This is a genomic window from Pseudomonas sp. UBA6276 (assembly GCF_002438365.1).
GTDB classification, from domain to species: Bacteria; Pseudomonadota; Gammaproteobacteria; order Pseudomonadales; family Pseudomonadaceae; genus Aquipseudomonas; species Aquipseudomonas coleopterorum.
The window spans coordinates 17,101-35,085 of record NZ_DJUS01000105.1 but is presented as its reverse complement, the minus strand read 5'-3'; the positions used below and the strand labels follow the sequence as shown (position 1 = coordinate 35,085).

The following is a 17,985-nucleotide window of genomic DNA, read 5'->3' as shown; positions in this document are numbered from 1 at the left end:
AACCATGCGGCTCTCCACTGCGTTGATTCAGAAAATACAAAGGCCGCTGCAGGCAGCGGCCGGAGTTCGAGGCGCTTCAAACGAAGCGGCTTCCAGGCACCCGTGGGTGTCTGGAAGCATAGTCAATCACTGCTTGACGGTCAGGGCTTCCAGCTTGCCACTGTTGCCGTAAATATAAAGCATGTCGCCAACGACCAGCGGGCGAGCCCGTACACCGTCACTGTCGACCCGAGTACGGCTGACGAAACGACCGTCGACCTGACTCAGCAGGTGGACGTAACCTTCCAGGTCGCCCACCGCGATGTAGCTGGAAAACACTTCGGGAGCCGACAGCTGGCGACGCGCCAGTTGATCATTGCTCCACAGGGCGGTGGTGGAACGCTCGTCGACGCCCTCCACAGTGCCCGAGGCCAGGCTGGTGTAGACGTTGCCGAAGCCCTGCGCGACACCTGCGTAACTGGACGCATCGCGCTGCCACAGTACACGCCCGCTTTCCAGGTCCAGGCCAGCCATGCGACCCTGGTAGGTGGTCACATACAGCGTGCCGCCGGACAACAGCAGGCCGCCGTCGATGTCGACCACGCGATCCAGTTCGGAACGGCCCTGAGGCACGGCGACCCGAGCTTCCCAGACCGGCACGCCGTTGGAGATGTCGAGCGCAACGACCTTGCCAGTCGACAGACCGGCGATCGCCAGCTGATTGGTCACCAAGGGGGCGCCCGTACCGCGCAGGGTCAACACTGCTGGAGTGCTGTCGTAGATCCAGCGCTGATCACCGGTGCTGGCATCCAGCCCGATCAGGCGATCGTCCTGGGTCTGCACCACCACGACGTTGCCGTTGTTGGCCGGTGGCGCCAGCACTTCGCTGTTCACGCGTTTTTTCCAGCGTTGCTCACCCGTGTCGGCGTCGAGTGCGATCACGTCGCCGCGCAAGGTGCCCAGTGTCACCAGGCCGTAGCTTACGCCCACGGCACCGGAAACCGGCTGGTCCAGATCTTTCTTCCACAGGACGTCGCCCGTCATGCGGTTCATCGCGACTACCTCGCCCGTTACATCAGCGGCGTAGATGCGATCGTTCTCGATCGCTGGCACGAGCATGTTGTAGGTCTTGCCCTGGCCGTCGCCGATACCGCGGCTCCAGACCTTCTGCAAGGACACTTCTTCCTTGAAGTCGGTGAGTTCGGCCGGGGGCAGTTCCTTCTTGCTGTTGCTGCTGCAACCCACGGCCATCAAGGCCAGGGCCAGCAATGCTGCATGTTTCCAACGGATCACGTCACGCATCCCCTTTGGCCAGGTCGTCGAGCTTGATTTGAAGGCCACCCACCGCCGCTTCATCGGACAGCGCAGCCTTGGCTTTTTGATAGGCGGCATAGGCGTCGTCGCTGCGGCCCAGTTGCACCAGCAGGTCACCCTTGAGCTCTTCGCGGGCTGCCAGGAACGCCTTGTCGGCATCGCCGTCGAGCAGCTTCAAGGCGTCTTCGGCCTTGTTCTGCGCGGCCAGGACCTGCGCCAGGCGCTGACGCGCCACTTCGCCCAGGGTGGTGTCGACCGGCTTGTCGACCACCGTCTTGAGTTCGGCGGCGGCATCATCGAGCTTGCCGGCATCGACGGCGGCCTTGGCCAGGAACAGGCTGGCGTACTGCGCATAGGCAGTACCACCGAACTCGTTCTTGAGCTTGCCGGCCAAGTCTGCCACCTGGGCGGTATCGGGCTTGCCGGTCGGGGTCAGGCTGGCTTCCAGCAACTGCTGGTACAGGTTGGAAGCGCTCTGCGACTGGTTGCTCTGATAGCGGGTCCAGGCTTGCCAGCCGAACACGACCACCAGGGCCAGCAGGCCACCGGTGACCAGGGGCTTGCCGTTACGCTGCCACCAGTCCTTGAGTTCGCCCATTTGTTCGTCTTCGGTACTCGACACCCCAATGCTCCTATTCGCGCAAATGCTTGATGCTTGCTTGATTCAGCCCTGCACAACGCAGGTCGCCAGATGATCGGCCAACGCCGACCAGGCAATGTTCTGTTGTTCGCCCTGGCCGCGCAGGGGTTTGAAACCTACCACTTGTTGGGCCAGTTCGTCGTCCCCCAGGATCAAGGCGTACAAGGCACCGCTCTTGTCGGCCTTCTTGAACTGGCTTTTGAAACTGCCGGCACCGGCGTTGACCATCAGGCGCAGACCCGGTACCTGGTCGCGCAGCCGCTCGGCGAGGGTCAGACCTGCCAACTCGGCCTGTTCGCCGAAAGCGCACAGGTAGACGTCGACCTGCCGGGCAATGGATTCGGGCACCTGTTCCAGGGTTTCGAGCAACAGGATCAGACGTTCGATGCCCATGGCAAAACCCACGCCCGGCGTCGGTTTGCCACCCATCTGCTCGACCAGGCCGTCATAGCGGCCGCCGGCACAGACGGTGCCCTGAGCGCCCAGCTTGTCGGTGACCCACTCGAAAACGGTCTTGCTGTAGTAGTCCAGGCCCCGCACCAGCTTGGGGTTGATCACGTAGGGAATGCCAGCGGCATCCAGACGCGCCTTCAAGCCCTCGAAATGCACGCGCGACTCTTCGTCGAGATAATCGGCCAGCTTCGGCGCGTTGACCAATACCGCCTGGGTTTCCGGGTGCTTGGTATCGAGCACGCGCAACGGGTTGGTCTTCAGGCGGCGCTGGCTGTCTTCGTCGATCTGGTCCAGGTGCGCGGTGAGAAATTCCACCAACGCCTCGCGGTAGCGACCGCGGGCTTCGCTGGTGCCCAGGCTGTTGAGTTCCAAGGTGACCGCGTCGCGAATGCCCAGCAGTTTCCACAGGCGCCAGGTCAGCACGATCAGCTCGGCGTCGATGTCCGGACCGTCGAGGTTGAACACTTCCAGGCCGATCTGGTGGAACTGGCGATAGCGCCCCTTCTGCGGCCGTTCATGGCGAAACATCGGGCCCATGTACCAGAGCTTCTGCACCTGGCCACCACCGCTCAGGCCATGTTCGAGCACCGCGCGGACACAGGCTGCCGTGCCTTCGGGGCGCAGCGTGAGGGAATCACCGTTGCGATCCTCGAAGGTGTACATCTCCTTTTCGACGATATCGGTGACTTCGCCGATGGAGCGCTTGAACAGGTCGGTGAACTCGACGATGGGCATGCGGATCTGGCGGTAGCCGTAACCGTCCAGCAAACCGGCCACGGTGCCTTCGAAGTAACGCCACAGCGGCGTCTGCTCCGGCAGGATGTCGTTCATGCCACGAATGGCTTGCAGAGTCTTGCTCACAAAATATCCTTAGAAATCCCTGTTAGCCGCGGACGATCAACGCCGCATCGGCTTCGACCTTTTCCGCAGCCTTCTGCCGGATCAGCTTCTCGAGCTCATCCACCAGATTGTCGTTGGTCAGTTTCTGCGACGGCTTGCCGTCGATGTAGATCAGGTTCGGTGTGCCACCAGTGAGGCCGACATGGGCTTCCTTGGCTTCGCCCGGACCGTTGACCACGCAACCGATGACCGCGACGTCCAGCGGCACCAGCAGGTCTTCGAGACGGCCTTCGAGCTCGTTCATGGTCTTGACCACGTCGAAGTTCTGCCGCGAGCAGCTGGGGCAGGCGATGAAGTTGATGCCGCGCGAACGCAGGCGCAACGACTTGAGGATGTCGTAGCCGACCTTGACCTCTTCCACCGGATCGGCCGCCAAGGAAATGCGAATGGTGTCGCCGATGCCGTCGGCCAGCAGCATGCCCAGGCCGACCGCCGACTTGACCGTACCCGAACGCAGGCCTCCGGCTTCGGTGATGCCCAGGTGCAATGGCTGGACGATCTGCTTGGCCAGCAAGCGATAGGCGTCGACGGCCATGAACACGTCGGACGCTTTCACGCTGACCTTGAAGTCGTGGAAATCCAGGCGCACCAGATGCTCGACATGACGCAGCGCCGACTCGACCAGCGCTTCCGGGGTCGGTTCGCCGTACTTCTTCTGCAGGTCCTTTTCCAGTGAGCCTGCGTTGACGCCGATACGGATCGGGATGCCACGATCGCGCGCGGCATCGACCACGGCGCGCACGCGGTCTTCGCGACCGATGTTGCCGGGGTTGATGCGCAGGCAGTCCACACCCAGCTCGGCCACCCGCAGGGCGATCTTGTAGTCGAAGTGAATGTCGGCCACCAGCGGCACGCTGACGCGCTGCTTGATGCGCCCGAAGGCTTCGGCGGCGTCCATGTCGGGCACGGACACGCGCACGATGTCGGCGCCGGCATCGACCAGGCGCTGGATCTGCCCGACGGTGGCATCGACATCATTGGTGTCGGTGTTGGTCATGCTCTGCACGGCGATGGGCGCATCGCCCCCCACCGGTACCGAGCCGACCCATATTTTGCGCGATTCGCGGCGCTTGATCGGAGATTCACCGTGCATGTTATTGCCCCAGCTTCATGCGAGCAGTATTGCCCTTGGTAAAGGGTGCGACATCCACCGCTTGACCGTTGTAAGTCACCTGGGCGGCATTGGCCACGCCCAGGCGTATGGAAAGCGGCGGCTTGCCGCTGACCTGAAGATTGTCACCACTGCGCTTGAGACCGCTGTACAACACCTTGCCGGTGGCATCGGTGACCTGGGTCCAGCAGTCGGCGACGAAGTTCATGCCGACCTGGCCCTGTCCAGCCACGGGCGTCTCGACTGGCGCAGACGCTGCGGCAGGGGCCGGCGCGGCAGGTGTTGTCGCTGCATTAGGTACAGGTGCGGGAACAGGCGTGGCAGCGGTTGCAGGCGTCTGCGCAACGGTCGCAGATGGCTGGGTAGTCGTGGTCGCCGGTGTGCCAGTAGTGGCCGGGTCAACCGGGGTTTGGCCCTGCCCCAGGCTCAACGAGGTGGGCTCGCCTTCGCGCGCAGCCACCACGGCCTGGTCTTCAGGCTCGTCCAATGGATGAATCTGGGTCGTGCCGTCGGCGCTTTCGACTTCGACGTGCTCCAGCGCGACGTTGGTCGGATCGGTGCCACGGGTGGTGGTCTTGTCCTGCCACCAGAGGAAGCCGCCGCCCACCAGGGCCAGCACCAGCATCAGGCTGACGATGCGCAGCAGGTTGTGGGCCAGGCGCGAAGGTTCTTCGATGCGGCCCAGGCCATGCACGTTGCTGCCCTGCGCATTGGTGCCGGTGTACTGATCGAACGCCTGTACCAGCACGGCCTGATCCAGGCCGAGCAATTTGGCATAGGCACGGATGTAACCACGGGAAAAAGTGTGGCCGGGCAGCTTGTCGAACGCGCCCGCTTCCAGATTGGCCAAAGAGGCCGGGGTGAGGTTCAGCCGCGCGGCCACCTCGGGCAACGACCACGCTTTGCCTTCACGGGCCTGACGCAAGGTATCGCCGGGGTTTACACGAGAGCCTGCTGCTACTTCGGGATGCGCCGCTTTCATCTTTGCTCCGACAGGTATTGCTGATATTCCGGCGTACCGGGATAAAGCCGTTTGAGTTGCAGGCCATAACTGGCGGCCTTGTTCTTGTCTTCGTAGACTTTCGCCAGACGCGTGCCAAGCAGCAGGCTGCGCGCGGTTTGCTCGCTCAACTGGGTGAACCGGTCGTAATACTCCTTGGCCGGCACGTATTGCATGTCCTGGTACGACATTTCAGCCATTTCCAGCAGCGCCCGGGGCTGCTGACGGTTGAGCCGCAGCGCTTTCTCCAGATTCTGCCGTGCCACCTCGCGCTGGCCCAGAGCTGCCGCTGTCATGCCCAGGTTTTCGAAGACCCGCGAGCGTTCTGGATAGAGCGTGTCGGCGGCGGCCTTCTCGAACAGTTCGTAGGCTTCCTTGTAGCGTTTCTGTTCATACAGGAAGCTGCCGTAGTTGTTCAGGATACGGGCATCGCTGCGTGCGTTCAAAGCCTTGCGAAAGTGCTGTTCGGCAAGCTCGGGTTCCATTTCCGCCTGGAACACCAGGGCCAGTGCCGCATTGGCGTCGGCGTCGGAACCGTTGAGCTCCAGGGCCTTCTTCAAGGGAATCTTGGCCCGCTCGGTACTGCCTTCCTGCAGGTATCCCAGACCCAGTTGCACGTAGGCCTGACGCGCCTCGTCCCGACCCTTGCTGGTGTCCATCGGATTGACCTTGCCCGTGGTGACGCAACCGGTCAGCAAGGCGAAGACGATCAGCAGCGCGGCGCGCAGGGTCATGGAGTTCCTCTCGTTCAGTTCCGATTCGCGGCAGTTTGCGGCATATCGGCCTCAGCGCCTAATTGGCGTACGGCGATGTAGCGTTCACTGCGACGCGTGCGGTCCATGACCTGCCCCACCAACTGACCACAGGCGGCGTCGATATCCTCGCCACGGGTGGTGCGCACGGTCACGTTGAAGCCGGCCTGGTGCAGGTGATCCTGGAAACGACGGATGGCGTTGTTGCTCGGCCGCTCGTAACCGGAATGAGGGAACGGGTTGAACGGAATCAGGTTGATCTTGCACGGTACGTTCTTGAGCAGCTCGACCATTTCGATGGCATGGTCGAGCTGATCGTTGACGTCCTTGAGCAAGGTGTACTCGATGGTCAGCACACGCTTCTCGCCCAGTTGCGACATGTAGCGCTGGCACGACTCGAGCAGCATCTTGAGCGGGTACTTCTTGTTGATCGGTACCAGCTGGTTGCGCAGTGCGTCGTTGGGCGCATGCAGCGACAGGGCCAGGGACACGTCGATGTGATCGGCGAGCACGTCGATCATCGGCACGACACCCGAGGTCGACAGGGTGACCCGGCGTTTGGAGATGCCATAGCCCAGGTCATCCATCATCAGGCGCATGGCCGCGATGACGTTGTCGAAGTTCAGCAGCGGCTCGCCCATGCCCATCATCACCACGTTGGTGATGGCACGGTCGACGGTCGCCGGGACGCTGCCGAAGGATTTGTTGGCAATCCACACCTGACCGATGACTTCGGCGGCGGTGAGGTTGCTGTTGAAGCCTTGTTTGCCGGTGGAGCAGAAACTGCAATCCAGGGCACAGCCCGCCTGCGACGAAACACACAAGGTGCCGCGCTTGCCCTGGGGGATGTAGACGGTCTCGACGCAGCTGCCGGACGCCACGCGCACCACCCATTTGCGGGTGCCGTCGGTGGAGATGTCCTCGCTGACCACTTCGGGGCCGCGGATCTCGGCACAGGCCTTGAGCTTTTCGCGCAGGGCCTTGCCGACGTTGGTCATGGCATCGAAATCGTCCACGCCAAAATGGTGAATCCACTTCATGACCTGACCGGCACGAAAGCGCTTCTCCCCGATCGAGTCGAAGAACTGTTCCATTTCCGGTTGAGTCAGCCCCAACAGGTTCGTCTTGCCAGTCATATCAGTCATGGATTCACCTTCACTCGTGAGCCGTAGCTTAGCGAGTGGTTACTTCGGTAGTAGCGAAGAAGTATGCGATTTCGCGAGCAGCAGCGGCTTCGGAGTCCGAACCGTGAACGGCGTTGGCATCGATCGACTCGGCGAAGTCGGCGCGGATGGTACCGGCAGCGGCTTCTTTAGGGTTGGTGGCACCCATCAGCTCGCGGTTCAGGGCGATGGCGTTCTCGCCTTCCAGAACCTGAACGACAACCGGGCCGGAAGTCATGAAGGCAACCAGTTCACCGAAGAAGCCACGAGCGCTGTGCTCGGCGTAGAAGCCTTCGGCCTCGGCCTTGGACAGTTGCTTGAGTTTCGAGGCAACGACGCGCAGACCGGCTTTTTCGAAACGAGTGGTGATCTCGCCGATGACGTTCTTGGCGACAGCGTCGGGCTTGATGATGGAGAAAGTACGTTGAACAGCCATGTGAAACTCCAGAAACGGTGATTGAAGCGAAAAATTAAACCCGCGAATTATACGCGGGTTCCGGGGTATTGCCTAACCTGCAAATCGATCAGTCTTTTTCGGCGGCCCAGAGGGTCTGCACCGCTTCGAGCACCTTCTCGCCGACGCGACCGGAGGTGTCGTCGAAATCCGGAAGCGCCTTGATCATTTGCTGCAGGCGGGTGAAGCCGATCGAATACGGGTCCAGATCCGGGTGCTGCTCTTCCAGCTCCTCGGCGATGCGCTGTACATCATTCCAACCATAGCTCATGACAATCCCTCGGTCAGTGCGGCGCTTCGGCGGCGTGATTGAGCGAGTACTTGGGAATCTCGACGGTGATGTCCTCGGTGCCGACCTTGGCCTGGCAGCTCAGACGCGAAGTCGGCTCCAGCCCCCAGGCGCGGTCGAGGAAGTCTTCTTCCAGCTCGTCGGCCTCTTCCAGGGAGTTGAAGCCGGCGCGGATCACGCAGTGGCAGGTGGTGCAGGCGCAGACGCCGCCGCAGGCACTCTCGATCTCGATGTGATGATCGTGGGCGACGTCGAGCAGCGACCTGCCGGTTTCAGCCTCGACCACCATACCGTCCGGGCAATGCTCGGCGTGGGGCAGAAATGTCACCTTCGGCATCAGTTATTCCTCAATTTCATTCAGGTTGCGCCCTGACAGGGCGTCTTTCACGGCATTGTTCATGCGACGCGCGGCGAACGCATCGGTCACCTGCGACAGCAGCTTGGTCTGCTGTTCGATGGCCGGACCGTCACTGCCTTTGACCAGCGCGCGCAACTCGTCCATCTGCAGGCCGATCACCATGCGCTCCTCGTCGTCGAGCAGGCGCTCGCCGTCGGCATCCAGCGCGGCCTGTACGGCTTCGATCAGACGCTCACCGTCGACCTGGTGTTCACGCAACTGGCGAGCGACCTTGTCGTCACCGGCGTACTGGAAGGAATCGGTGAGCATCCGGGCGATCTCGCCGTCGGTCAGACCGTAGGACGGCTTGACCTGAATGCTCGCCTCGACGCCCGAACCCAGCTCGCGGGCGGACACACTGAGCAGGCCATCGGCGTCGACCTGGAAGGTGACGCGGATCTTCGCCGCACCAGCCACCATGGCAGGAATGCCGCGCAGTTCGAAACGGGCCAGGGAACGGCAGTCGCTGATCAGCTCGCGCTCACCCTGCAGCACATGCACCAGCAGCGCCGACTGGCCGTCTTTATAAGTGGTGAAATCCTGGGCACGGGCGACGGGAATGGTGGTGTTGCGCGGAATCACCTTCTCCATCAGCCCGCCCATGGTTTCCAGACCCAGGGACAAGGGAATGACGTCGAGCAGTAGCAGTTCGCCGCCGTCACGCTTGTTGCCGGCCAGCGTATCGGCCTGGATGGCGGCACCGATAGCCACGACCTGATCCGGGTCGATGTCGGTCAGGGGCTGGCGCCCGAACAGCTCGCCCACTGCTTCACGCACACGCGGAACGCGAGTGGAACCGCCGACCATGACCACGGCGAGAATCTCGTCGATCTCGATGTTCGCGTCACGCACGGCGCGTCGGCACGCCTTGAGGCTGCGCGCGACCATGGGTTCGATCAGGGCCTGGAAAGCATCACGGGTGAGCTCCGCGCTCCAGCTACCGTAGGTGATGGTGGTGCTATGCGCCTGGCTCAACGCTTCCTTGGCAGCGCAGGCCGCCTGGAGCAATTGGCGTTGCGCACCAGGATCGAGGTTGGCGGATACACCGGCCTGCTCGACGATCCAGCCGGCGATGGCATGGTCGAAATCATCGCCGCCCAGCGCGCTGTCGCCGCCGGTGGCCAGCACTTCGAACACACCGCCGGTGAGGCGCAGGATGGAAATGTCGAATGTCCCGCCACCCAGGTCGTAGATCGCCACCAACCCTTCGGCATGTTGATCCAGGCCATAGGCCACGGCCGCGGCGGTGGGCTCGTTGAGCAGGCGCAAGACGTTCAGACCGGCCAGACGCGCAGCGTCCTTGGTGGCCTGGCGCTGGGCATCGTCGAAATAGGCAGGCACGGTGATCACCGCCCCCACCAGCTCGCCACCCAGGGTGTCTTCGGCACGCTGACGCAGGGCCTTGAGGATGTCGGCGGACACTTCCACCGGACTCTTCGGGCCCTGCGCGGTTTCGATGAACGGCATGTGCGACTCGCCACCGACGAAGCGGTAGGGCAATTGCTCGCCCAGTTGCTTGACGTCGGTCAGGCCGCGGCCCATCAGGCGCTTGACCGAGAGCACGGTGTTGAGCGGATCGCTGGCAGCGGCGGCCTTGGCAGCCGCTCCCACTTCGATGCGGTCGGCATGATAGCGCACGGCGGACGGCAGGATGACCTGCCCGTCTGCGTCCGCCAGGGGTTCGGAGAGACCGCTGCGCAGCGCAGCGACCAGCGAATTGGTAGTGCCCAGGTCGATCCCCACGGCCAGACGACGCTGGTGTGGTTGAGGACTCTGGCCAGGTTCGGCGATCTGCAGTAGGGCCATGCTTATCAGGTCAGGAATTCAGGCGTGCGGCCGTAGCGACACTGGGTTAATCGTCGAGGCGCTCTTCGAGCTGGCGCACTTCATAGGAAAGCTTGTCGAGGAACTGCATGCGCCGCATCAGGCGTTCGGCCTGTTCGCGTTGCGCAGCGTCATCCCAACAGGCAGCGAAGCTGTCTTCGAGTTCAGCCTGCGCGGTCTTGACCCGGCGCTTGAACGTTGCCACGCCCGCCAGGTCGGCGCTGTCCTGCAGGTCTTCGAGCTCTTCGCGCCACTGCATCTGCTGCAGAAGAAAGTCCGGATCGTGGACCGTGACTTCCTGCGGTACTTCCTGGCCACTGATGGACAGCAAATAGCGCGCACGCTTGGGCGCCGCCTTCAAGGTCTGGTAGGCGTCGTTCAGGCCCGCAGACTTTTCGAGGGCCTGACGCTGCTCACGCTCGGAGGCATCGGCAAAGCGATCGGGATGGACCTCGCGGGCCAACTCGCGATAGCGCGTGGCCAGTTGATCGAGGTCCAGGCGAAAGCCGGGCTTGAGGTCGAACAGGGCGAAATGACAAGGAGTACCCACGGATGTGCCTCAGATATTGAAGCTTTCGCCGCAGCCACATTCGCCGCGCACGTTGGGGTTGTTGAACTTGAAGCCTTCGTTCAACCCTTCCTTGACGAAATCGAGTTCGGTGCCGTCCAGGTAGACCAGGCTCTTTGGATCGATGATCACCTTGACGCCGTGGTTCTCGAAGACCTTGTCTTCACTACCGGCTTCATCGACGAACTCCAGCACGTAGGCCAGGCCCGAGCAACCGGTGGTGCGTACGCCCAAGCGAATGCCGTCACCCTTGCCACGCCCCTGGAGGGAACGACGAACATGGTTGGCGGCGGCTTCTGTCATGCTGATAGCCATCGTGACTCCTTACCTGCAAACGGTTTCGCGCGAGCGGTCACCCGCACCGCGCTGTATCGAACCTTCGACTGTGTCCAGCTTCGCTCTGACTCAGAGCAGACCTTTCTTCTGCTTGTAGTCGCGTACGGCCGCCTTGATGGCGTCCTCGGCGAGCACCGAGCAGTGGATCTTCACCGGCGGCAACGCCAGTTCTTCGGCCAGCTGGGTATTCTTGATGGTTTCGGCTTCGTCCAGGGTCTTGCCCTTCATCCACTCGGTGGCGAGGGAGCTGGAAGCGATGGCCGAACCGCAGCCGTAGGTCTTGAACTTGGCATCTTCGATGATGCCCTGCTCGTTGACACGGATCTGCAGACGCATCACATCGCCGCACGCCGGAGCGCCGACCATGCCGGTGCCGACGTCGGCATCTTCGGCGTCCATCTTGCCCACGTTACGTGGGTTTTCGTAGTGGTCGATGACCTTTTCACTGTAAGCCATGGTATTGATCCTTACTGAAACTCATCAGGTAAGCCGCTCTTGTCGGCAGCTACTTAGTGCGCCGCCCACTCGATCTTCGAGATATCGACACCGTCTTTGTACATGTCCCACAGCGGCGACAGAGCGCGCAGCTTGGTGACGGCCTCGCAGACTTTCTGCGCGGCGTAATCGACTTCTTCTTCGGTGGTGAAGCGACCGAAGGTGAAACGGATGGAGCTGTGGGCCAACTCGTCGTTGCGGCCCAGGGCGCGCAGTACATACGAGGGCTCGAGCGAGGCCGAGGTGCACGCCGAACCGGAAGACACTGCCAGGTCCTTGAGGGCCATGATCAGCGACTCGCCTTCGACATAGTTGAAGGACAGGTTCAGGTTGTGCGGCACACGGGCCGTCAGGCTGCCGTTGACGTACAGCTCTTCGAGGTTCTCGACCTGCTGGTAGAAGCGATCGCTCAACGCCTTGATGCGCAGGTTCTCGCTGGCCATGGTTTCCTTGGCGATGCGGAAGGCTTCGCCCATGCCGACGATCTGGTGCGTGGCCAGGGTGCCCGAACGCATGCCGCGCTCGTGACCGCCGCCGTGCATGGCCGCTTCGAGGCGAACACGCGGCTTGCGGCTGACATACAGCGCGCCGATACCCTTGGGACCGTAGGTCTTGTGCGCCGAGAAAGACATCAGGTCGACCTTCAGTGCCGACAGGTCGATCTCGACCTTGCCAGTGGACTGAGCCGCATCGACGTGGAACAGCACGCCGCGCGAGCGAGTCAGCTCACCGATGGCAGCGATGTCGTTGATCACGCCGATTTCGTTGTTCACATGGATGACCGAGACCAGGATGGTGTCGTCACGCATGGCCGCTTCGATCATGGCCGGAGTGACCAGACCGTCGGTGCCGGGCTCCAGATAGGTGACGTCGAAACCTTCACGCTCGAGCTGGCGGGTGGTATCCAGGACCGCCTTGTGCTCGATCTTGGTGGTAATGATGTGCTTGCCCTTGGTCTGGTAGAAGTGCGCCACACCCTTGATCGCCAGGTTGTCGGACTCGGTGGCACCGCTGGTCCAGACGATCTCGCGCGGGTCGGCACCGACCAGGTCGGCCACTTGGCGACGGGCGTTCTCGACAGCTTCTTCAGCTTTCCAGCCAAACACGTGCGAACGGGAAGCCGGGTTACCGAAGTTCCCGTCCATCTGCAGGCATTCGATCATCTTCTGTGCAACGCGAGGATCCACTGGCGTGGTCGCGGAGTAATCGAGGTAAATCGGCAACTTCATTGGTATCTCCTATCAGGCGGCTAACCTGGCTTTCTCATTCGACGGCAGACGTTTCGATCTTGTCCAGGCGCTGCATGCGGCCGTTGCTGTTGCAACGACGCAGATCCTGGCGCTGAGCGACTTCTTGCACCTCACGGCGAGTGACAAGGTCGGACAGACTGATACCGCTCAAAAATTCGTGAATCTGCTGGCTGAGGTCACACCACAGGTGGTGGGTCAGGCAGGTGTCACCGGCGTGGCAATCACCCAGGCCCTGGCACTTGGTGGCATCGACCGATTCGTTGACCGCGTCGATGACCTGTGCAACCTGGATGCCTTCCATTTCGCGGGACAGCTGATAACCACCGCCGGGACCACGCACGCTGGACACCAGGTTCCCCCGGCGCAGCTTGGCGAACAGTTGCTCCAGGTAGGACAGGGATATGCCCTGACGCTCGGAGATGTCGGCCAATGAGACCGGGCCACGCTGCGCGTGCAATGCCAGGTCGAGCATGGCAGTGACGGCGTATCGGCCTTTCGTTGTCAGTCGCATGGCTAGTACCACGGGTTCTCGGAATAGGTTCGATCATCCTATTTCCGAGTAAATTTGTCAACTATAAGTCCTACTGAATTACTAGGACTTGGGTGCAAAAACGGCGGCGCAATGGTAGCAGACTAATGATGCCGATTGGGGCCTGTGTGACGGCCCGGATCAGGACTGCGCCTTGCGCTCCGCGCCTTGCACGCATTCGAAGTCTTCGTCGCGCAAGGGCGGCAGGTCCTTGGCGCAGTAGTCGCTGCCCAGGCGGTTCAGCGCGCCACACATGCCTTCCAGACGCCCGTCCACCGCATGCAGATGATCGAGCAGCTGGCCGATGGCCCGCGCTACCGGGTCCGGCATGTCCTCGCCGCCGACGCCATAGGCATCGAAACCGATCTTCTCGGCCATGGCCTTGCGCCGCGCGTCCAGCTCGTCATCGCTTTTGACGATGATCTTGCCGGGTATCCCGACCACGGTCGCGCCGGGCGGCACTTCCTTGGTCACCACCGCGTTGGAGCCGACCTTGGCCCCGGCACCCACCGTGAACGGCCCGAGCACCTTGGCGCCCGCCCCCACCACCACGCCATCGGCCAGGGTCGGATGGCGCTTGCCCTTGTTCCAGCTGGTACCACCCAAGGTCACCCCTTGGTAGATCGTCACGTCGTCACCGATCTCGGCCGTCTCGCCGATCACGATGCCCATGCCGTGGTCGATGAAGAACCGTCGCCCCACCGTCGCACCGGGATGGATCTCGATGCCCGTCATCCAGCGACCGAAGTTGGACACCACCCGCGCCAGCCACTTCAGGTCGCGCTTCCACAAGGCATGGGCGGCCCGATGCAGCCAGATGGCGTGCATGCCCGGGTAGCAGGTCAACACCTCGAACGCATTGCGCGCGGCCGGATCGCGATGAAAAACACTCTGGATATCTTCCCGCAGACGTTCGAACATTTATTGATCCTTGCGCTTATGCGGCTCACCCCGAGCGACCTTCTGGGTCTCGGTGAGAATGCCGCGCAAAATACTCATTTCCGACTTGTTCACGGCGCTGCGCCCGAACAGGCGGCGCAGGCGAGCCATCAGGTGCCGTGGCTTGTCCGGGTCGAGAAAGGCGATGTCGACCAGGGTGTCCTGCAGATGGCCATAGAAGCGCTCCATTTCGTCGCTGGTGGCCAGCTCCTCGGTCTTGTCCAGCGTTGGCGCCGGACGCTTGCCCGCCAGCCAGGCCATGCGCACTTCATACCCGAGCACCTGCACCGCCGCCGCCAGATTCAGCGAACTGAACTCCGGATTGGACGGGATGTGCACATGGAAATGACAGCGCTGCAGCTCATCGTTGGTCAAGCCCGCGTGCTCGCGACCGAACACCAGCGCGATCTCCTTGCCCTGCCCGGCCTCCTCGATGACCTTCTCGCCACACTCGCGGGGATCCACCAGCGGCCACGGCAGGCTGCGGTCGCGGGCGCTGGTGCCCAGCACCACGGTACAGCCCACCAGCGCCTCTTCCAGGGTGGCGACCACCTGGGCGTTTTCCAGCACGTCGCTGGCGCCCGATGCGCGGGCGTCGGCTTCGGGGGACGGGAACTCGCGGGGCTCAACCAGAACCAGTCGCGACAACCCCATGTTTTTCATGGCGCGCGCCGCGCCACCGATGTTGCCGGGATGGCTGGTATTGACCAGGACGACTCGGATGTTATCCAGCACGGCTAGGGCTCTGTGTCGGGGAAAGGGCGGCAAATATTACAGAAGGCCTATAACTAAGGCTATGTCCCTCTTCTTGTCCACGACTTTTCTGCTAGAATGCGCGGCTTTCTTTAACGACCTTAGGTGAAACGTCCATGCAGCCCATGCTGAATATCGCGCTGCGCGCCGCCCGCAGCGCCAGTGAATTGATCTTCCGCTCCATCGAGCGCCTGGATACCATCAAGGTCGACGAGAAAGATGCCAAGGACTACGTGTCCGAAGTCGATCGCGCTGCCGAACAGAAAATCATCGACGCCCTGCGCAAGGCCTACCCGACCCACGGCATCCGTGGCGAAGAGACCGGTTTCCATGCCGGCAGCGGTGAAGGCGAAGACTACCTCTGGATCATCGACCCATTGGACGGCACCACCAACTTCCTGCGCGGCGTACCGCACTTCGCCGTCAGCATCGCGTGCAAGTACCGTGGTCGCCTGGAACACGCCGTCGTGCTCGATCCTGTCCGCCAGGAAGAATTCACCGCCAGCCGTGGCCGTGGCGCCCAGCTCAATGGCCGTCGCCTGCGCGTCAGCGGTCGCACCAGCCTGGACGGCGCCCTGCTGGGCACCGGCTTCCCGTTCCGCGACAACCAGATGGACAACCTGGACAACTACCTGGGCATGTTCCGCAGCCTGGTCGGCCAGACCGCCGGCATTCGCCGCGCCGGCGCCGCCAGCCTGGATCTGGCCTACGTTGCCGCTGGCCGCTTCGATGCGTTCTGGGAGTCGGGCCTGTCGGAATGGGACATGGCCGCAGGCGTCCTGCTGATTCAGGAAGCGGGCGGCCTGGTGAGCGATTTCACCGGCGGTCACAACTTCCTGGAAAACGGCCACATCGTTGCCGGTAACACCAAGTGCTTCAAGGCAGTCCTGACCGCCATCCAGCCGCACCTGCCGGCCTCGCTCAAGCGCTGAGACCTCGCACGACAAGAAAAGCACCCCACGGGGTGCTTTTTTCATGGGCGCAATTCAGCCCCCGCCCAGTCAACCTTCGCAGGCGAAAGCCAGTATCCGCCCCAGCATGTGGTCACACCCGGCCAACTGCGCGACGCTGACGAACTCATCGGGCTTGTGCCCCTGCGCCATGCTCCCGGGCCCACACACTACGGTGGCGATGCCTGCCTGATCGAACAGCCCGCCTTCGGTACCGAAGGCCACCGTGGAAAACGCCTGCGAACCGCTGAACCGCGCGATCAAGCGGGCGGCCTCGCTGGCATGGCTGACGTCCAGGCCTGGATAGCTGGACAGCTCGCTGAACCGAATTGCACTCTGACCACTGATCGCCTGCATCGCCGGCAGCAGCGTGTGCTCGGCGTAGCGTTGCAGGGCTTCGGTCAACTGTCGCGGGTCTTCGGCAGGCAGCGAGCGCACCTCGAAATCGAAACGGCAGTGCTGGGGGACGATGTTAAGTGCTGTACCACCCGCGATAACCCCCACCTGCACCGTGGAAAACGGCGGATCGAAGCGCTCGTTGCGGCCATCCGGGGCCTGCAGCGCATCGCCCAGCCGACCCAGCTCGGCAATCAGCCTCGCGGCGTATTCGATGGCATTGACCCCGCTCGGCGCGTGGGCCGAATGGCAGGCCAGGCCCTGCACCTCGCAGCGCATCGCCAGCTTGCCCTTGTGGCCGAGCACCGGCGCCAACTCGGTCGGCTCGCCGATCACGCACAACATCGGCTGCACCGGCTTGCCCCGCAAGGCCTCGAGCAGCGAGCGCACGCCCAGGCAACCGACCTCCTCATCGTAGGACAAGGCGATGTGCACCGGTCGACGCAGGGGCGCCTGCACCAGCGCGGGCACCTGTGCCAGTACGCAGGCGATGTAGCCTTTCATGTCTGCCGTGCCGCGGCCGTACAACTTGCCGTCCGCTTCGCTCAACTGGAACGCAGGATACGTCCAGGCCTGGCCGTCCACCGGCACCACGTCGGTATGACCCGACAGGACGATGCCCGGCACATCGGCCGGGCCGATGCTGGCGAACAGATTGGCCTTGCTGCCGTCCTCGTTGTAGATCAGTTCGCTGCTCACGCCGTGCTCGGCCAGGTAGTCGCGAACGAACTCGATCAGGGCAAGGTTGGATTCGCGGCTGGTGGTGTCGAAGGCCACCAAGTGCGCCAGCAGCTCACGGCTGGCGCTCATCGCTCGTCTCCGGGCACGCCATAGCCCGGTGCTACCGCCGGATTCAGGGCACGGTCGATGTAGTCTTGCATCTGCGGTCGATAGGCCTGCCACAATCCCTGCAACTCGCCCAAGGGGTCATGCTCGGCCCAGTCAACGCGCAGATCGACGATAGGCCACGGTAGCTCGCCCACGACCTTCAGCGCCGCCGAGTGCACCGGCCCGGCTTCGCCGCCCGCGGCCAGGCCGGCGAGCATGGCGTGCAGCAGACGTTCGGCAAGATGCCCGGAGGCGTTTTCGAACGCCTCGACCACGGCGTCGACCACCGCAATGTCGGCCAGCATGTTGCCGGCGGCGACACACTGCTCACCGCTGCGCGCGTGATGAATACCCAAGGTCTGGCTGCCACTGGCGTGGGCGCTACGGCCTTGCGCATCGATGGCGATGATCTGGCGATACGCACCGAAGCCGTCGCGGTCCAGCACCTGTTGCAACGCCTGGTCAGGCGACACCTGTTGTTCCAGTTGCGCCAGCGCCTGCGGACCGAGGGCTGGCAGCGTGATGTTCTGCGATGACACCGCGCCCACACCGGCCACAAGCCACGGGCAGCGGGCGCCCACGGCAATGCTCGACGAACTGATGGCGATGCCCAACTGGCCGGTTTCGGCGCAGCGCGCTGCGATGGAAAAGGTCATGGCAAAGAA

Annotated in this window: 21 protein-coding genes; 1 reads left to right on the top strand and 20 read right to left on the bottom strand. The window is 62.8% G+C overall.

Features of this window, described 5'->3' with window-relative positions; all coding sequences use genetic code 11:
• Positions 1-126: 126 nt before the first annotated feature.
• From bamB to trmJ, 18 genes are all read right to left on the bottom strand, one after another.
• Positions 127-1,281, bottom strand: coding sequence for an outer membrane protein assembly factor BamB (gene bamB, locus B2V21_RS12110; RefSeq protein ID WP_049861907.1), 1,155 nt, complete (start codon positions 1,279-1,281; stop codon positions 127-129).
• Positions 1,274-1,915, bottom strand: a complete 642-nt coding sequence (locus tag B2V21_RS12105) for a YfgM family protein (protein ID WP_049861906.1) — start codon at positions 1,913-1,915, stop codon at positions 1,274-1,276. The genes bamB and B2V21_RS12105 overlap by 8 nt, the downstream gene beginning before the upstream one ends.
• Positions 1,916-1,957: 42 nt before the next feature.
• Positions 1,958-3,247, bottom strand: coding sequence for a histidine--tRNA ligase (gene hisS / locus B2V21_RS12100; RefSeq protein WP_049861905.1), 1,290 nt, complete (start codon positions 3,245-3,247; stop codon positions 1,958-1,960).
• Between the two features lie 22 nt (positions 3,248-3,269).
• Positions 3,270-4,379, bottom strand: a complete 1,110-nt coding sequence (gene ispG / locus B2V21_RS12095; protein ID WP_049861904.1) for a flavodoxin-dependent (E)-4-hydroxy-3-methylbut-2-enyl-diphosphate synthase — start codon at positions 4,377-4,379, stop codon at positions 3,270-3,272.
• Position 4,380: 1 nt separating this feature from the next.
• Entirely contained in the window at positions 4,381-5,379 is a 999-nt protein-coding gene (locus B2V21_RS12090; protein ID WP_286916959.1) for a RodZ domain-containing protein, read from the bottom strand.
• Complete coding sequence (gene pilW, locus B2V21_RS12085) at positions 5,376-6,131, bottom strand: type IV pilus biogenesis/stability protein PilW (RefSeq protein ID WP_049861902.1); 756 nt, start codon at positions 6,129-6,131, stop codon at positions 5,376-5,378. Before pilW ends, B2V21_RS12090 begins: the two co-directional genes overlap by 4 nt.
• Before the next feature lie 14 nt (positions 6,132-6,145).
• The gene (gene rlmN / locus B2V21_RS12080) at positions 6,146-7,294 is read right to left on the bottom strand and encodes a 23S rRNA (adenine(2503)-C(2))-methyltransferase RlmN (RefSeq protein ID WP_049861901.1); all 1,149 of its coding nucleotides are present in this window, start codon (positions 7,292-7,294) and stop codon (positions 6,146-6,148) included.
• Between the two features lie 28 nt (positions 7,295-7,322).
• Positions 7,323-7,748, bottom strand: a complete 426-nt coding sequence (gene ndk / locus B2V21_RS12075) for a nucleoside-diphosphate kinase (RefSeq protein ID WP_043186559.1) — start codon at positions 7,746-7,748, stop codon at positions 7,323-7,325.
• A gap of 88 nt (positions 7,749-7,836) precedes the next feature.
• A complete protein-coding gene (gene iscX, locus B2V21_RS12070) occupies positions 7,837-8,037 on the bottom strand; it encodes a Fe-S cluster assembly protein IscX (RefSeq protein WP_049861900.1) in 201 nt (66 codons plus the stop codon).
• 13 nt (positions 8,038-8,050) lie between these two features.
• Positions 8,051-8,392: an ISC system 2Fe-2S type ferredoxin gene (fdx, locus tag B2V21_RS12065; protein ID WP_192001281.1), complete on the bottom strand. Its 342-nt coding sequence runs from the start codon at positions 8,390-8,392 to the stop codon at positions 8,051-8,053.
• A 3-nt stretch (positions 8,393-8,395) separates the two neighbouring features.
• Positions 8,396-10,258 (bottom strand): Fe-S protein assembly chaperone HscA, encoded by a 1,863-nt coding sequence (gene hscA, locus B2V21_RS12060; protein ID WP_049861899.1) that lies wholly within the window; start codon positions 10,256-10,258, stop codon positions 8,396-8,398.
• Positions 10,259-10,304: 46 nt separating this feature from the next.
• A complete protein-coding gene (gene hscB, locus B2V21_RS12055; protein ID WP_056844989.1) occupies positions 10,305-10,826 on the bottom strand; it encodes a co-chaperone HscB in 522 nt (173 codons plus the stop codon).
• Positions 10,827-10,835: 9 nt separating this feature from the next.
• Positions 10,836-11,159 (bottom strand): iron-sulfur cluster assembly protein IscA, encoded by a 324-nt coding sequence (iscA, locus tag B2V21_RS12050; RefSeq protein WP_049861896.1) that lies wholly within the window; start codon positions 11,157-11,159, stop codon positions 10,836-10,838.
• Positions 11,160-11,249: 90 nt separating this feature from the next.
• The gene (gene iscU, locus B2V21_RS12045; RefSeq protein WP_043186545.1) at positions 11,250-11,636 is read right to left on the bottom strand and encodes a Fe-S cluster assembly scaffold IscU; all 387 of its coding nucleotides are present in this window, start codon (positions 11,634-11,636) and stop codon (positions 11,250-11,252) included.
• A 53-nt stretch (positions 11,637-11,689) separates the two neighbouring features.
• Complete coding sequence (locus B2V21_RS12040; RefSeq protein ID WP_049861895.1) at positions 11,690-12,904, bottom strand: IscS subfamily cysteine desulfurase; 1,215 nt, start codon at positions 12,902-12,904, stop codon at positions 11,690-11,692.
• Positions 12,905-12,938: 34 nt separating this feature from the next.
• Entirely contained in the window at positions 12,939-13,436 is a 498-nt protein-coding gene (iscR, locus tag B2V21_RS12035; protein WP_056844988.1) for a Fe-S cluster assembly transcriptional regulator IscR, read from the bottom strand.
• A gap of 159 nt (positions 13,437-13,595) precedes the next feature.
• Positions 13,596-14,375 (bottom strand): serine O-acetyltransferase, encoded by a 780-nt coding sequence (gene cysE, locus B2V21_RS12030; protein ID WP_282347841.1) that lies wholly within the window; start codon positions 14,373-14,375, stop codon positions 13,596-13,598.
• On the bottom strand, positions 14,376-15,128 hold the full coding sequence (gene trmJ / locus B2V21_RS12025) for a tRNA (cytosine(32)/uridine(32)-2'-O)-methyltransferase TrmJ (RefSeq protein ID WP_286916958.1): 753 nt from the start codon (positions 15,126-15,128) through the stop codon (positions 14,376-14,378).
• A 134-nt stretch (positions 15,129-15,262) separates the two neighbouring features.
• Here trmJ and suhB point away from each other — a divergent pair, with 134 nt between their 5' ends.
• Complete coding sequence (suhB, locus tag B2V21_RS12020) at positions 15,263-16,078, top strand: inositol-phosphate phosphatase (RefSeq protein ID WP_049861891.1); 816 nt, start codon at positions 15,263-15,265, stop codon at positions 16,076-16,078.
• Positions 16,079-16,147: 69 nt separating this feature from the next.
• On the opposite strand, the gene argE is transcribed toward suhB, so the two are convergent.
• Together argE and B2V21_RS12010 are read right to left on the bottom strand one after the other, a co-directional pair.
• A complete protein-coding gene (argE, locus tag B2V21_RS12015; RefSeq protein WP_286916957.1) occupies positions 16,148-17,302 on the bottom strand; it encodes an acetylornithine deacetylase in 1,155 nt (384 codons plus the stop codon).
• Complete coding sequence (locus tag B2V21_RS12010; RefSeq protein ID WP_286916956.1) at positions 17,299-17,976, bottom strand: DUF1028 domain-containing protein; 678 nt, start codon at positions 17,974-17,976, stop codon at positions 17,299-17,301. The genes argE and B2V21_RS12010 overlap by 4 nt, the downstream gene beginning before the upstream one ends.
• Positions 17,977-17,985: the final 9 nt, after the last annotated feature.